Consider the following 12,585-nt stretch of genomic DNA (forward strand, 5'->3'; position numbering starts at 1 on the left):
GAGTCGATCAGATGGGTCAGAAAGTACATCCCAATGGCATCCGCCTGGGTATCGTCAAGGAGCACACCTCCGTTTGGTACGCAGATAAGCGCACTTACGCCGATTATCTGTTCGCCGACCTGAAGGTACGTGAGTATCTCCAAGACAAACTAAAAAGCGCGTCCGTAAGCCGTATCGACATCCATCGTCCGGCTCAGACTGCACGCATCACCATCCACACCGCTCGTCCCGGCATCGTGATCGGCAAGAAAGGTGAAGATGTTGAGAAGCTGCGTCAGGACCTGACCAAGCAAATGGGTGTGCCGGTGCACATCAACATCGAAGAGATCCGCAAGCCGGAACTCGACGGTATGCTGGTTGCGCAGAGCGTAGCTCAGCAGCTGGAGCGTCGCGTTATGTTCCGTCGCGCCATGAAGCGCGCTGTACAGAACGCCATGCGCATTGGTGCCAAAGGCATCAAGATCCAGGTAAGCGGTCGTCTGGGCGGTGCTGAAATCGCTCGTACCGAGTGGTATCGCGAAGGTCGTGTGCCCCTGCACACCCTGCGTGCCGACATCGACTATGCAACCTACGAAGCGCACACCACCTACGGTGTGATCGGTGTGAAGGTTTGGATCTTCAAAGGCGAGGTCATTGGTGGCCGCCAGGAAGAGCTGAAGCCTGTAGCGCCCGCTCCTCGTAAAAAAGCTGCTAAGTAAGGAGTACGCAAATGCTGCAACCTAAGCGTACGAAGTTCCGCAAGCAAATGACCGGTCACAACCGTGGCCTGGCTCATCGCGGTTCCAAAGTCAGCTTCGGCGAGTTCGCCCTCAAGGCAACCAGCCGCGGCCGTCTCACCGCGCGTCAGATCGAGTCCGCACGTCGTGCGCTGACCCGTCACGTTAAACGTGGCGGCAAGATCTGGATTCGCGTATTCCCCGACAAGCCTGTTACCAAGAAGCCCCTGGAAGTACGTATGGGTAAAGGTAAGGGCGGCGTCGAGTACTGGGTAGCCCAGATTCAACCGGGCAAGGTCCTGTACGAGATCGAGGGTGTATCCGAAGAGCTGGCGCGTGAGGCATTCGCCCTGGCTGCTGCAAAGCTGCCGCTCGCCACCTCCTTTGTTAAGCGGACGGTGATGTGATGAAAGCGAATGAACTTCGTGAAAAATCCGTTGAGCAGCTGAACGAGCAACTGCTCGGCCTGCTGCGCGACCAGTTCAATCTGCGCATGCAGAAAGCAACTGGCCAGTTGGGGCAGTCTCACCTGCTCTCGCAGGTTAAGCGCGACATCGCTCGCGTGAAAACTGTGCTCAACCAGCAAGCAGGTAAGTAATCATGGCTGAAGCTCAGAAAACCGTCCGTACGCTGACTGGCCGCGTCGTCAGCGACAAGATGGACAAGACCGTCACCGTTCTGATCGAGCGCCGCGTTAAGCACCCGATCTACGGCAAATACGTGAAGCGTTCGACCAAACTGCACGCCCACGACGAAACCAACCAGTGCCGCATTGGTGACCTGGTCACCATTCGCGAGACCCGTCCTCTGGCCAAAACCAAGGCCTGGACTCTGGTTGACATCGTCGAGCGCGCGGTTGAAGTCTAAGGGTCGGAGATAGAAGATGATTCAGACTCAATCCATGCTCGAAGTCGCTGACAACAGCGGCGCGCGTCGCGTAATGTGCATCAAGGTGCTCGGCGGTTCCCACCGCCGCTACGCCGGCATTGGCGACATCATCAAGGTCACCGTCAAGGAAGCAATTCCGCGTGGCAAGGTGAAGAAGGGCCAGGTAATGACTGCCGTGGTCGTTCGCACCAAGCACGGCGTACGTCGTACCGACGGTTCCATCATTCGCTTCGACGGCAACGCCGCCGTCCTGCTGAACAACAAGCAGGAGCCGATCGGCACCCGTATCTTCGGGCCGGTGACTCGTGAACTTCGTACCGAGAAGTTCATGAAGATCGTCTCCCTTGCCCCTGAAGTGCTGTAAGGAGTAGCCGTCATGCAAAAAATTCGTCGTGACGACGAAGTCATCGTCATTGCCGGCAAGGACAAGGGCAAGCGTGGCAAAGTGATCAAGGTTCTGGCTGATGACCGTCTGGTCGTTGGCGGTGTGAACCTGGTCAAGCGCCACACCAAGCCCAACCCCATGCTCAACCAGCAAGGCGGGATCGTCGAGAAGGAGGCGCCTCTGCACGTCTCCAACGTCGCCATCTTCAACGCTGAAACCAACAAGGCTGACCGCGTTGGTTTCAAAGTCGAAGACGGTAAGAAGATTCGTGTCTTCAAGTCGACCCAGAAACCGGTTCAGGCTTGAGGGAGCTAGGTAGATCACCATGGCACGATTGAAAGAAATTTATCGGAAGGAAATCGCTCCCAAGCTGAAGCAAGAGCTTCAGCTGGCGAACGTGATGGAAGTTCCGCGCGTTACCAAAATCACCCTGAACATGGGTCTTGGCGAAGCTGTCGGCGACAAGAAAGTCATCGAGAGCGCCGTAGCTGATCTGGAAAAGATCGCGGGTCAGAAGCCGGTTGTGACTTACGCTCGTAAGTCCATCGCTGGTTTCAAGATTCGTGAAGGCTGGCCGATCGGCGTGAAAGTCACCCTGCGTGGCGATCGCATGTACGAGTTCCTGGACCGTCTGCTGTCGATCTCTCTGCCGCGCGTTCGTGACTTCCGCGGTCTGAACGCCAAGTCCTTCGACGGCCGTGGCAACTACAGCATGGGCGTCAAAGAGCAGATCATCTTCCCGGAAATCGATTACGACAAGATCGATGCCCTCCGCGGTATGGATATCACTCTGACCACCACCGCGCGTTCGGATGATGAGGGTCGTGCACTGCTGCGCGCCTTCAAATTCCCGTTCCGCAACTGATTGGAGTAGGACCATGGCTAAAGAGAGCATGAAGAACCGTGAGCTGAAGCGTCAGCAAACGGTAGCTAAGTACGCCAAAAAGCGTGCCGAGCTGAAAGCGATCATCGCTAATCCGAGCACTTCGGCTGAAGATCGTTGGAATGCCCAGGTCGCCCTGCAGAAGCAACCGCGTGACGCGAGCGCCAGCCGCCTGCGTAACCGTTGCCGCCTGACCGGTCGTCCGCACGGTTACTACCGCAAGTTCGGCCTGAGCCGTAACAAGCTGCGTGAAGCGGCAATGCGCGGTGACGTACCGGGCCTGGTGAAAGCCAGCTGGTAAGTGCTAGACGGGGTCGGCAACGGCTCCGTTGATCGCTTTGCGAAGCAAGCCCCCTCGTGGGGCTTGATTCGTTTTTGAGCGATCTCTAGAATACCCGGCTCCCCCGAGCCCGGGTTTAGATCGCCCGGCGTTTTGAGGGCGAGTTATGAAGTTGAAGGCTTATCTTTTGTATCAGGAGCATTAAGCCCATGAGTATGCAGGACCCGTTAGCAGACATGCTAACTCGCATCCGTAATGCCCAGATGGCTGAGAAGACCGTCGTGAGCATGCCGTCTTCCAAGCTGAAAGCGGCAGTCGCCAAAGTCCTCAAGGACGAAGGCTATATTGCGGATTTCCAAGTCACCGCCGAGGCCAAGCCTCTGCTGTCGATCGAGCTGAAGTACTTCGAAGGCAAGCCTGTCATCGAGGAAGTGAAGCGAATCAGCCGTCCTGGCCTGCGCCAGTACAAATCCGTAGACCAGCTGCCGAAAGTTCGTGGCGGCCTGGGCGTTTCGATTGTCTCCACCAACAAAGGTGTGATGACTGATCGTGCTGCCCGTGCCGCTGGCGTCGGTGGCGAAGTGCTCTGCACTGTGTTCTAAGGGGAATCAGCATGTCTCGCGTTGCTAAGAACCCCGTCATTCTGCCCGCCGGCGTCGAAATCAAGCTGGCTGGTCAGGAACTTTCGATCAAGGGTGCCAAAGGCGCTCTCGAGCTGAAAGTACATCCGTCCGTCGAAGTCATTCAGGACAACGGTGAGCTGCGTTTCGCTGCGCGTAACGGCGACCAGCAGACCCGTGCCATGGCCGGTACCACCCGCGCTCTGGTCAACAACATGGTAATCGGCGTCAGCCAGGGCTTCGAGCGCAAGCTCCAGCTGGTTGGTGTTGGTTACAAAGCGCAGGCCAAAGGCCAAGTGCTGTCCCTGGCTCTCGGCTTCTCCCACCCGGTTGATTACGAACTGCCTGCCGGCATCGTCGCGGAAACCCCCAGCCAGACCGACATCCTGATCAAGGGTATCGACAAGCAGCTGGTTGGCCAGGTTGCCGCGGAAATCCGCGACTTCCGTCCGCCGGAGCCGTACAAAGGCAAGGGCGTGCGTTACGCCGACGAAGTCGTCCTTCGTAAAGAAGCCAAGAAGAAGTAGGGCATAGCAAATGAGCGTCAAGAAAGAAACCCGTCTGCGCCGCGCTCGCAAGGCTCGCCTGAAGATGCGCGAACTGGAAGCCGTACGCCTCTGCGTGTACCGCTCCTCCCAGCACATCTACGCCCAGGTCATTGCAGCCGACGGCGGCAAGGTCCTGGCCAGCGCCTCGACCCTGGACAAAGAACTGCGCGAAGCTGCCACCGGCAACGTCGACGCAGCCAAGAAAGTTGGTCAACTGGTCGCGGAACGCGCCAAGGCTGCCGGCGTCACTCAGGTGGCGTTCGACCGTTCTGGCTTCAAGTACCACGGTCGTATCAAGGCCCTGGCTGATGCCGCTCGTGAAGGCGGTCTGGAGTTCTAAGTTATGGCAAACAACGATCAAAAGCGCGACGAAGGCTACATCGAGAAGCTGGTTCAAGTGAACCGCGTCGCCAAAACCGTAAAAGGTGGCCGTATCTTCGCCTTCACCGCGCTGACCGTGGTTGGCGATGGCAAGGGCCGTGTTGGCTTCGGTCGTGGCAAGGCGCGTGAAGTGCCTGCTGCCATCCAGAAGGCAATGGAAGCTGCTCGCCGCAACATGATCCAGGTTGATCTGAACGGCACCACCCTGCAGTACCCGACCAAGTCCGCTCATGGCGCCTCCAAGGTGTACATGCAGCCGGCTTCCGAAGGTACCGGCATCATCGCCGGCGGCGCCATGCGCGCTGTCCTGGAAGTTGCTGGTGTGCAGAACGTTCTGGCGAAGTGCTACGGCTCCACCAATCCGGTGAACGTGGTCTACGCAACCTTCAAGGGCCTGAAGAACATGCAGTCCCCTGAGTCGGTAGCGGCCAAGCGTGGCAAGAGCGTCGAGGAGATTCTCTAACCATGGCAACTGTCAAAGTTACCCTGATCAAGAGCCTGAACGGCCGTCTGGCCAATCACAAGGCTTGCGTCAAAGGCCTCGGCCTGCGTCGCATTAATCACACCGTCGAAGTTCAGGACACTCCTGAAAACCGCGGCATGATTAACAAGGCTTACTACCTGCTGCGTGTGGAGGGTTAATCCATGCAACTGAACGATCTGCGTTCCGCGCCGGGTGCCCGTCGCGAAAAGCACCGTCCGGGCCGTGGCATCGGTAGCGGTCTGGGCAAGACCGGTGGCCGTGGTCACAAAGGTCAAACCTCCCGCTCCGGTGGCTCCATCGCTCCGGGCTTCGAGGGTGGTCAGCAACCGCTGCACCGTCGTCTGCCGAAGTTCGGCTTCAACTCGCTGAAAGCCATGGATCGCGCAGAAGTGCGCACTTCCGAACTGGCCAAGGTCGAGGGTGATGTCGTAACCGTGCAGTCCCTGAAGGATGCCAACGTGATTAACCAGAACGTACAGCGTGTGAAAGTCATGCTGTCGGGCGACGTTACTCGCGCAGTCACCCTGAAAGGCATCGGCGCCACCAAGGGCGCTCGTGCGGCTATCGAAGCAGCTGGCGGCAAAATCGAGGACTAAATGGCTAAGCAAGGTGCTCTCTCTGCGCTGAGCAACGGTGGTGGTTTGTCCGAGCTCTGGGCACGTCTGCGTTTCCTGTTCCTGGCGATCATCGTCTATCGGATCGGCGCGCATATCCCAGTCCCGGGCATCAACCCCGATCGCTTGGCGGCACTGTTCCGGCAGAACGAGGGGACCATTCTTAGCCTCTTCAACATGTTTTCCGGCGGCGCGCTGGAGCGCATGAGTATCTTTGCACTGGGGATCATGCCGTACATCTCGGCATCGATCATCATGCAGCTCATGACCGCTATCAGCCCGCAGCTGGAGCAGTTGAAGAAAGAGGGTGAGTCTGGGCGTCGCAAGATCAGCCAGTACACCCGCTACGCAACTCTCGCCCTGGCACTTGTCCAGGCCATTGGCATGTCCATTGGTCTGGGTAGCCAGGGCGTGGCCTTCTCCAACGACTTCGGCTTCTACTTCGTGTCGGTCACCACCTTCGTGGCGGGTGCACTGTTCATGATGTGGCTGGGTGAGCAGATCACCGAACGGGGTGTCGGCAACGGCATCTCCATGCTGATCTTCTCCGGTATCGTCGCAGGCCTGCCCCGAGCAATCGGTCAGTCCTTCGAGTCCGCGCGTCAAGGTGACATCAACATCTTCGCCCTGATCGCCATCGGCCTCCTGGCTGTGGCAATCATCGCGTTCGTGGTGTTCATCGAGCGGGGTCAGCGCCGTATCGCCGTGCATTACGCCAAGCGCCAGCAAGGTCGCAAGGTGTTTGCCGCCCAGACGAGCCATCTGCCGCTGAAAGTGAACATGGCGGGTGTAATCCCCGCGATTTTCGCCAGCAGCATCCTGCTGTTCCCGGCATCCCTGGGTGCCTGGTTCGGTCAGTCGGAAGGCCTGGGTTGGCTGCAGGACGTCGCGCAAGCGATTGCTCCTGGTCAGCCGCTGAACATTCTGCTGTTTAGTGCAGGGATCGTTTTCTTCTGCTTCTTCTACACAGCGCTGATGTTCAACCCGAAGGACGTGGCGGAAAACCTCAAGAAGTCCGGTGCATTTATTCCGGGTATTCGTCCGGGTGAACAGTCGGCTCGCTACATCGATGGCGTGTTGACCCGTTTGACCATGTTCGGTGCCCTGTACATGACGGCTGTGTGCCTGCTGCCCCAGTTCCTGGTCGTAGCTGCCCACGTACCGTTCTACCTTGGCGGGACCTCGTTGCTGATCGTGGTCGTGGTTGTGATGGACTTTATGGCTCAAGTACAATCGCACCTCGTTTCTCACCAGTACGAATCCCTCATGAAGAAAGCCAACCTGAAGGGCTATGGCAGCGGTCTGCTGCGCTAACCCGTAAGGTTCGAGGAGTCACTGATGAAAGTTCGTGCATCGGTTAAGAAGCTGTGCCGTAACTGCAAGATCGTCCGTCGCGAAGGCGTCGTTCGTGTGATCTGCAGCGCGGAGCCGCGTCACAAGCAGCGCCAAGGCTGAGTGTGAACCACGCGTTATAACCCGGCAGCTAGTGTGCTGCCGGGTTGATTATTTGTTTTTACAGCGCTAATATCCGCGCCCTTTCTTGGCTCCCTGGGCGCCGGGTAGCTGTCAATTGGAGTTTTTCTGAATGGCCCGTATTGCAGGCGTAAACATTCCGGATAACAAGCACACTGTTATCTCGCTGACCTACATCTATGGTGTTGGTCGCACTACCGCACAGAGCATCTGTGCAGCCACCGGCATCAGCCCGGCTGTAAAGATCAAAGAGCTGAGCGAAGAGCAGATTGATTCGCTGCGTACCGAGGTGGCCAAGCTGACCACCGAAGGTGACCTGCGTCGCGAAATCAACATGAACATCAAGCGTCTGATGGACCTCGGTTGCTACCGCGGTCTGCGTCATCGTCGTGGTCTGCCGGTTCGCGGTCAGCGCACCAAGACCAACGCGCGCACCCGTAAGGGCCCGCGTAAGCCGATCCGCAAGTAATCGCTTAGGAATCTAGTCATGGCAAAACCTGCTGCTCGTCCTCGCAAGAAAGTCAAAAAGACGGTGGTCGACGGGATCGCGCACATCCACGCGTCCTTCAACAACACCATCGTTACCATCACTGATCGTCAGGGCAACGCTCTGTCCTGGGCTACCTCCGGTGGTTCGGGCTTCCGCGGCTCGCGTAAGAGCACCCCGTTCGCTGCCCAGGTAGCGGCCGAGCGTGCCGGCCAGGCTGCTCTGGAATACGGTCTGAAGAACCTTGACGTAAACGTCAAAGGCCCGGGCCCGGGTCGCGAGTCGGCTGTTCGTGCGCTGAATGCCTGCGGTTACAAGATCGCCAGCATCACCGACGTAACCCCGATCCCGCATAACGGCTGCCGTCCGCCGAAAAAGCGTCGCGTGTAATAGGAGACAGTGAGAAATGGCTCGTTACATTGGTCCCAAGTGCAAACTGTCCCGCCGCGAAGGCACTGACCTCTTCCTGAAGAGCGGCGTTCGTGCCCTCGACTCGAAGTGCAAGGCAGAACAAGTTCCCGGTCAGCATGGCCAGCGTCGTGGTCGCCTGTCCGACTACGGTCTGCAGCTGCGCGAGAAGCAAAAAGTTCGCCGCATCTACGGCGTTCTGGAACGTCAATTCCGTGGCTACTATCAGGAAGCGTCCCGCCGCAAGGGCTCCACGGGTGAAAACCTGCTGCAGCTGCTTGAGTGCCGTCTGGACAACGTCGTCTACCGTATGGGCTTCGGTTCCACTCGTTCCGAATCCCGTCAGCTGGTGTCCCACAAGACCATCAGCGTCAACGGTCAGACCGTAAACGTACCGTCCTACCAGGTCAAAGCTGGTGACGTAGTTGCTGTTCGCGAGAAATCGAAGAACCAGCTGCGTATCGCCCAAGCTCTGGACCTGTGCGCCCAGCGCGGTCGCGTTGAGTGGGTCGACGTGGACACCGACAAGAAAGCTGGCACCTTCAAAAGTGTCCCGGCTCGTGCCGATCTGTCCGCCGACATCAACGAAAACCTGATTGTCGAGCTCTACTCCAAGTAAGGGCTAGAAAATAGGTGCATCCATGCAGAGTTCGGTAAATGAGTTCCTGACCCCCCGCCACATCGATGTGCAGGTGGTCAGCCAAACCCGCGCCAAGATCACTCTCGAGCCTCTCGAGCGTGGTTTCGGCCATACCCTGGGCAACGCGCTGCGTCGCATCCTGTTGTCCTCCATGCCTGGCTGTGCAGTAGTCGAGGCCGAGATCGACGGCGTACTCCACGAGTACTCCGCCATCGAAGGTGTGCAGGAAGATGTCATCGAGATCCTGCTCAACCTGAAAGGCCTGGCCATCAAGCTGCACGGCCGTGACGAAGTGACGCTGACCCTGGCGAAAAAGGGCTCGGGTGTGGTGACCGCTGCCGATATTCAGCTGGATCATGATGTCGAGATCGTCAACGGTGACCATGTTATCGCCCACCTGGCCGATAACGGCGCGCTGAACATGAAGCTGAAAGTCGCTCGTGGCCGTGGCTACGAGCCGGCTGATGCCCGTTCGAGCGATGAAGACGAAAGCCGCAGCATTGGCCGTCTTCAGCTCGACGCCTCGTTCAGCCCCGTACGTCGTGTTGCCTACGTGGTCGAAAACGCCCGTGTCGAACAGCGTACCAACCTGGACAAGCTGGTCCTCGATCTGGAAACCAACGGCACCCTGGACCCTGAAGAGGCTATCCGTCGCGCCGCTACCATCCTGCAACAGCAGCTGGCAGCGTTCGTGGACCTCAAAGGCGATAGCGAGCCTGTTGTTGAAGAGCAGGAAGACGAGATCGATCCGATCCTGCTGCGTCCGGTCGATGACCTTGAGCTGACCGTCCGTTCGGCCAACTGCCTGAAGGCAGAGAACATCTACTACATCGGTGACCTGATTCAGCGCACCGAAGTAGAGCTGCTCAAAACGCCGAACCTGGGTAAGAAGTCCCTGACCGAAATCAAGGACGTTCTGGCCTCTCGCGGTCTGTCCCTCGGTATGCGCCTCGACAACTGGCCGCCGGCAAGTCTCAAGAAAGACGACAAGGCTACTGCCTGATCGTCGTAGCTACCGAACGTAAAGTTTGGAAAGGAATTGAACCATGCGCCATCGTAAAAGTGGTCGTCACCTGAGCCGCACCAGCGCGCACCGCAAGGCTATGTTCCAGAACATGGCTGTGTCGCTCTTCGAACACGAACTGATCAAAACCACCCTGCCCAAGGCCAAGGAACTGCGTCGCGTTGCCGAGCCGCTGATCACCCTGGCTAAAGTGGATAGCGTTGCCAACCGTCGTCTCGCTTTCGACCGTACCCGTTCGAAAGAAGCCGTAGGCAAGCTGTTCAACGAACTGGGCAAGCGCTACGCCAACCGTCCGGGCGGCTACCTGCGCATCCTGAAGTGCGGCTTCCGCGCCGGCGACAATGCCCCCATGGCATACGTCGAACTGATTGACCGCGCTGTTGGCGGCCAAGCAGTAGAAGCTGCAGAGTAAGGTTTACGCCTTATAAGAAACCGGGCCTTGTGCCCGGTTTTTTATCGCCTATGGAAAAGTTTTTCTCTATCGATCGGCTCGAATCAATAAATTGGCTGATCCATGCCCTTGTCACCGATCCTTAACGACGCCGACTTCTACTGCTTGCTGAGCTGGATCAACAGCCGCAACGCCGGTGGAGGCGCTTAATTGTCCGATTGGGATGTCGGGCCGCGCTCACTGCCATGGTGATCCGCCGGTCTTCGAACACCCCGCCGTTGAGGAGAGTAACGATGAGTGACAACACCCGCCTGACGACTGCTGCCGGAGCGCCGGTCGCCGATAACCAGAACGTCCAGACCGCCGGCCCGCGGGGCCCGATGCTGCTGCAGGACGTCTGGTTCCTGGAGAAACTGGCGCACTTCGACCGCGAAGTGATCCCTGAGCGCCGCATGCATGCCAAGGGCTCTGCTGCCTACGGCACCTTCACCGTCACCCACGACATTACCCGGTACAGCCGCGCCAAGCTGTTCTCCGAGGTCGGCAAGCAGACTCCGTTGTTCCTGCGCTTCTCCACGGTGGCCGGTGAGCGTGGCGCTGCTGACGCCGAGCGCGATATCCGCGGCTTCGCCATGAAGTTCTACACGGAGGAAGGCAACTGGGACCTGGTGGGCAACAACACCCCGGTCTTCTACTTCCGCGACCCGCTGAAATTCCCCGACCTGAACCACGTGGTGAAACGCGATCCGCGCACCAACCTGCGCAACGCGACCCTGAAGTGGGACTTCTTCTCGCACCTGCCCGAAGCCCTGCACCAGCTGACCATCGACTTCAGCGATCGCGGGCTGCCGCGCAGCTACCGTCACGTCCATGGCTTCGGCAGCCACACCTTCAGCTTCATCAACGCCAGCAACGAGCGCTTCTGGGTCAAGTTCCACTTCAAGACCCAACAGGGCATCGAGAACCTGAGCAACGAGGAAGCCGCCAAGCTGGTTGGCGCCGACCGCGAAAGCTCGCAGCGTGACCTGTACGACGCCATCGAACGCGGCGATTTCCCGCGCTGGAAGATGTATGTGCAGGTAATGCCTGAGAAGGAGGCTGCGCGCTACCGCTACAACCCGTTCGACCTGACCAAGGTCTGGCCGCACGGGGACTATCCGCTGATCGAGGTGGGCTACTTCGAGCTCAACCGTAACCCGGCGAACTACTTCGCCGAGGTCGAACAGTCCGCCTTCAGCCCGGCGAACATCGTCCCCGGTATCGGCTTCTCGCCGGACAGGATGCTCCAGGGCCGCCTGTTCTCCTACGGCGATGCGCACCGCTACCGCCTGGGCGTGAATCACCACCAGATCCCGGTGAACGCTGCGCGCAACAACCCGCGCATCTATCACCGCGACGGCGCCATGCGCGTGGATGGCAACAACGGCGACATGACCGTCACCTACGAGCCGAACAGCTTCAACCAGTGGCAGGAGCAGCCGGACTACTCCGAACCGCCGCTGACCCTGGAAGGCAGCGCAGATCACTGGAACCACCGCGTCGACGATGATTACTACAGCCAGCCGGCAGCGCTGTTCCGTCTGTTCGACGAAGCCCAGCGGCAGCGCCTGTACGAGAACATCGCCGGTGACATGGCGGGCGTTCCGGAGGTTATCCAGCGTCGTCAGCTCGCTCTGTTCTTCAACATCGATCCGGCCTACGGTGAAGGCGTCGCCAAGGCGCTGGGCCTGAAGCTGGACTAAGCTGAAGCCGTTCCACCAGCCGCCCTCCTCGGAGGGCGGTTGCGTTTGTGGGGCATTGCGGACTTGACCCCGGTCATGGCCAGTCGCGACCATAGCGCCGTTTAATTCGCTGTCACGTCCCAGGGAGAAGGCTGATGCAAGGCCATGCCGAGGTTATCGATTATCTCAACACGCTGCTGACCGGTGAGCTGGCCGCTCGCGACCAGTACTTCATCCATTCGCGCATGTACGAGGACTGGGGCTTCACCAAGCTCTACGAGCGCCTCAACCATGAAATGGAAGAGGAAACCCAGCACGCCGACGCCCTGCTGCGTCGCATCCTGCTGCTCGAAGGCACTCCGCGCATGCGCCCGGACGACATCCACCCGGGCAAGACCGTGCCGGAGATGCTGGAAGCCGACCTCAAGCTGGAGCGTCACGTACGCGCCGCCCTGGCCAAGGGCATCGCCCTGTGCGAGAAGCACAAGGACTTCGTTACCCGCGACATCCTGCGCGTGCAGCTGACCGATACCGAGGAAGACCACGCCTACTGGCTGGAGCAGCAGCTCGGTCTGATCCAGAAGATGGGCCTGGAGAACTATCTGCAGTCGCAGGTCTGATGTGCATCTTGCAGGAGCGCGC

Annotated in this window: 23 protein-coding genes; all 23 read left to right on the forward strand. The window is 58.9% G+C overall.

All coding sequences use genetic code 11. From position 1 onward, the window contains the following. Window positions 1–11: 11 nt before the first annotated feature. The 23 genes from rpsC (at window position 12) to bfr (ending at window position 12,563) form a co-directional block, all read left to right on the forward strand. Window positions 12–698 (forward strand): 30S ribosomal protein S3, encoded by a 687-nt coding sequence (rpsC, locus tag IB261_RS03255; protein WP_015475326.1) that lies wholly within the window; start codon window positions 12–14, stop codon window positions 696–698. An 11-nt stretch (window positions 699–709) separates the two neighbouring features. Next, on the forward strand, window positions 710–1,123 hold the full coding sequence (gene rplP, locus IB261_RS03260) for a 50S ribosomal protein L16 (protein ID WP_009617163.1): 414 nt from the start codon (window positions 710–712) through the stop codon (window positions 1,121–1,123). Beyond that, window positions 1,123–1,314, forward strand: coding sequence for a 50S ribosomal protein L29 (rpmC, locus tag IB261_RS03265; RefSeq protein ID WP_003093720.1), 192 nt, complete (start codon window positions 1,123–1,125; stop codon window positions 1,312–1,314). Before rplP ends, rpmC begins: the two co-directional genes overlap by 1 nt. A 2-nt stretch (window positions 1,315–1,316) precedes the next feature. Next, entirely contained in the window at window positions 1,317–1,583 is a 267-nt protein-coding gene (gene rpsQ, locus IB261_RS03270; protein ID WP_009617165.1) for a 30S ribosomal protein S17, read from the forward strand. A gap of 16 nt (window positions 1,584–1,599) precedes the next feature. Further along, window positions 1,600–1,968, forward strand: a complete 369-nt coding sequence (rplN, locus tag IB261_RS03275) for a 50S ribosomal protein L14 (RefSeq protein ID WP_017521901.1) — start codon at window positions 1,600–1,602, stop codon at window positions 1,966–1,968. 12 nt (window positions 1,969–1,980) lie between these two features. Further along, window positions 1,981–2,295, forward strand: a complete 315-nt coding sequence (gene rplX / locus IB261_RS03280) for a 50S ribosomal protein L24 (protein WP_045215317.1) — start codon at window positions 1,981–1,983, stop codon at window positions 2,293–2,295. Between the two features lie 19 nt (window positions 2,296–2,314). Continuing rightward, window positions 2,315–2,854, forward strand: coding sequence for a 50S ribosomal protein L5 (rplE, locus tag IB261_RS03285; RefSeq protein ID WP_017521899.1), 540 nt, complete (start codon window positions 2,315–2,317; stop codon window positions 2,852–2,854). Window positions 2,855–2,867: 13 nt separating this feature from the next. Continuing rightward, window positions 2,868–3,173, forward strand: coding sequence for a 30S ribosomal protein S14 (gene rpsN, locus IB261_RS03290; protein WP_045215313.1), 306 nt, complete (start codon window positions 2,868–2,870; stop codon window positions 3,171–3,173). A gap of 188 nt (window positions 3,174–3,361) precedes the next feature. Next, a complete protein-coding gene (rpsH, locus tag IB261_RS03295; protein WP_015475331.1) occupies window positions 3,362–3,754 on the forward strand; it encodes a 30S ribosomal protein S8 in 393 nt (130 codons plus the stop codon). Window positions 3,755–3,765: 11 nt separating this feature from the next. Continuing rightward, the gene (gene rplF, locus IB261_RS03300) at window positions 3,766–4,299 is read left to right on the forward strand and encodes a 50S ribosomal protein L6 (RefSeq protein ID WP_015475332.1); all 534 of its coding nucleotides are present in this window, start codon (window positions 3,766–3,768) and stop codon (window positions 4,297–4,299) included. Between the two features lie 10 nt (window positions 4,300–4,309). Continuing rightward, window positions 4,310–4,660 carry a 50S ribosomal protein L18 gene (gene rplR / locus IB261_RS03305; RefSeq protein ID WP_017521897.1) on the forward strand — a complete coding sequence of 117 codons (351 nt, stop codon included), beginning with the start codon at window positions 4,310–4,312 and terminating at the stop codon, window positions 4,658–4,660. 3 nt (window positions 4,661–4,663) lie between these two features. After that, entirely contained in the window at window positions 4,664–5,164 is a 501-nt protein-coding gene (rpsE, locus tag IB261_RS03310) for a 30S ribosomal protein S5 (protein ID WP_009617173.1), read from the forward strand. Window positions 5,165–5,166: 2 nt separating this feature from the next. After that, window positions 5,167–5,343: a 50S ribosomal protein L30 gene (gene rpmD, locus IB261_RS03315; RefSeq protein ID WP_009617174.1), complete on the forward strand. Its 177-nt coding sequence runs from the start codon at window positions 5,167–5,169 to the stop codon at window positions 5,341–5,343. A gap of 3 nt (window positions 5,344–5,346) precedes the next feature. Next, window positions 5,347–5,781 (forward strand): 50S ribosomal protein L15, encoded by a 435-nt coding sequence (gene rplO, locus IB261_RS03320; RefSeq protein WP_045215310.1) that lies wholly within the window; start codon window positions 5,347–5,349, stop codon window positions 5,779–5,781. Next, window positions 5,782–7,113, forward strand: a complete 1,332-nt coding sequence (gene secY, locus IB261_RS03325) for a preprotein translocase subunit SecY (protein WP_017521895.1) — start codon at window positions 5,782–5,784, stop codon at window positions 7,111–7,113. A 24-nt stretch (window positions 7,114–7,137) separates the two neighbouring features. Next, window positions 7,138–7,254, forward strand: coding sequence for a 50S ribosomal protein L36 (rpmJ, locus tag IB261_RS03330; RefSeq protein WP_014854209.1), 117 nt, complete (start codon window positions 7,138–7,140; stop codon window positions 7,252–7,254). Between the two features lie 130 nt (window positions 7,255–7,384). Beyond that, entirely contained in the window at window positions 7,385–7,741 is a 357-nt protein-coding gene (gene rpsM / locus IB261_RS03335) for a 30S ribosomal protein S13 (protein ID WP_024767079.1), read from the forward strand. An 18-nt stretch (window positions 7,742–7,759) separates the two neighbouring features. Continuing rightward, the gene (rpsK, locus tag IB261_RS03340) at window positions 7,760–8,149 is read left to right on the forward strand and encodes a 30S ribosomal protein S11 (RefSeq protein ID WP_003093689.1); all 390 of its coding nucleotides are present in this window, start codon (window positions 7,760–7,762) and stop codon (window positions 8,147–8,149) included. A gap of 16 nt (window positions 8,150–8,165) precedes the next feature. Beyond that, window positions 8,166–8,786, forward strand: a complete 621-nt coding sequence (gene rpsD, locus IB261_RS03345) for a 30S ribosomal protein S4 (RefSeq protein WP_054906702.1) — start codon at window positions 8,166–8,168, stop codon at window positions 8,784–8,786. 22 nt (window positions 8,787–8,808) lie between these two features. Continuing rightward, window positions 8,809–9,810, forward strand: a complete 1,002-nt coding sequence (locus IB261_RS03350) for a DNA-directed RNA polymerase subunit alpha (protein ID WP_009617182.1) — start codon at window positions 8,809–8,811, stop codon at window positions 9,808–9,810. A gap of 43 nt (window positions 9,811–9,853) precedes the next feature. After that, window positions 9,854–10,243 (forward strand): 50S ribosomal protein L17, encoded by a 390-nt coding sequence (gene rplQ / locus IB261_RS03355; RefSeq protein WP_015475338.1) that lies wholly within the window; start codon window positions 9,854–9,856, stop codon window positions 10,241–10,243. Window positions 10,244–10,515: 272 nt separating this feature from the next. Next, window positions 10,516–11,964 carry a catalase KatA gene (gene katA / locus IB261_RS03360; protein ID WP_081517083.1) on the forward strand — a complete coding sequence of 483 codons (1,449 nt, stop codon included), beginning with the start codon at window positions 10,516–10,518 and terminating at the stop codon, window positions 11,962–11,964. A gap of 134 nt (window positions 11,965–12,098) precedes the next feature. Beyond that, on the forward strand, window positions 12,099–12,563 hold the full coding sequence (bfr, locus tag IB261_RS03365; protein WP_192381462.1) for a bacterioferritin: 465 nt from the start codon (window positions 12,099–12,101) through the stop codon (window positions 12,561–12,563). The last annotated feature ends 22 nt before the right edge of the window (window positions 12,564–12,585 follow it).

Origin of the sequence: Pseudomonas sp. PDM20, assembly GCF_014852575.3 — a bacterium.
GTDB lineage: Bacteria > Pseudomonadota > Gammaproteobacteria > Pseudomonadales > Pseudomonadaceae > Pseudomonas.

Bases quoted from the DNA above. Each gene is read 5' to 3' on its own strand.
- rpsN (WP_045215313.1), top strand. From the start codon at position 2,868: ATGGCTAAAGAGAGCATGAAGAACCGTGAGCTGAAGCGTCAGCAAACG.
- rpmC (WP_003093720.1), top strand. From the start codon at position 1,123: ATGAAAGCGAATGAACTTCGTGAAAAATCCGTTGAGCAGCTGAACGAG.
- rpsD (WP_054906702.1), top strand. From the start codon at position 8,166: ATGGCTCGTTACATTGGTCCCAAGTGCAAACTGTCCCGCCGCGAAGGC.
- secY (WP_017521895.1), top strand. From the start codon at position 5,782: ATGGCTAAGCAAGGTGCTCTCTCTGCGCTGAGCAACGGTGGTGGTTTG.
- rplO (WP_045215310.1), top strand. From the start codon at position 5,347: ATGCAACTGAACGATCTGCGTTCCGCGCCGGGTGCCCGTCGCGAAAAG.
- rplP (WP_009617163.1), top strand. From the start codon at position 710: ATGCTGCAACCTAAGCGTACGAAGTTCCGCAAGCAAATGACCGGTCAC.
- rpmJ (WP_014854209.1), top strand. From the start codon at position 7,138: ATGAAAGTTCGTGCATCGGTTAAGAAGCTGTGCCGTAACTGCAAGATC.
- katA (WP_081517083.1), top strand. From the start codon at position 10,516: ATGAGTGACAACACCCGCCTGACGACTGCTGCCGGAGCGCCGGTCGCC.
- rplQ (WP_015475338.1), top strand. From the start codon at position 9,854: ATGCGCCATCGTAAAAGTGGTCGTCACCTGAGCCGCACCAGCGCGCAC.
- rplF (WP_015475332.1), top strand. From the start codon at position 3,766: ATGTCTCGCGTTGCTAAGAACCCCGTCATTCTGCCCGCCGGCGTCGAA.
- rpsK (WP_003093689.1), top strand. From the start codon at position 7,760: ATGGCAAAACCTGCTGCTCGTCCTCGCAAGAAAGTCAAAAAGACGGTG.
- rpsH (WP_015475331.1), top strand. From the start codon at position 3,362: ATGAGTATGCAGGACCCGTTAGCAGACATGCTAACTCGCATCCGTAAT.
- rpsE (WP_009617173.1), top strand. From the start codon at position 4,664: ATGGCAAACAACGATCAAAAGCGCGACGAAGGCTACATCGAGAAGCTG.
- rpmD (WP_009617174.1), top strand. From the start codon at position 5,167: ATGGCAACTGTCAAAGTTACCCTGATCAAGAGCCTGAACGGCCGTCTG.
- rplE (WP_017521899.1), top strand. From the start codon at position 2,315: ATGGCACGATTGAAAGAAATTTATCGGAAGGAAATCGCTCCCAAGCTG.
- rplN (WP_017521901.1), top strand. From the start codon at position 1,600: ATGATTCAGACTCAATCCATGCTCGAAGTCGCTGACAACAGCGGCGCG.
- bfr (WP_192381462.1), top strand. From the start codon at position 12,099: ATGCAAGGCCATGCCGAGGTTATCGATTATCTCAACACGCTGCTGACC.
- rplX (WP_045215317.1), top strand. From the start codon at position 1,981: ATGCAAAAAATTCGTCGTGACGACGAAGTCATCGTCATTGCCGGCAAG.
- rpsQ (WP_009617165.1), top strand. From the start codon at position 1,317: ATGGCTGAAGCTCAGAAAACCGTCCGTACGCTGACTGGCCGCGTCGTC.
- IB261_RS03350 (WP_009617182.1), top strand. From the start codon at position 8,809: ATGCAGAGTTCGGTAAATGAGTTCCTGACCCCCCGCCACATCGATGTG.
- rplR (WP_017521897.1), top strand. From the start codon at position 4,310: ATGAGCGTCAAGAAAGAAACCCGTCTGCGCCGCGCTCGCAAGGCTCGC.
- rpsM (WP_024767079.1), top strand. From the start codon at position 7,385: ATGGCCCGTATTGCAGGCGTAAACATTCCGGATAACAAGCACACTGTT.
- rpsC (WP_015475326.1), top strand. From the start codon at position 12: ATGGGTCAGAAAGTACATCCCAATGGCATCCGCCTGGGTATCGTCAAG.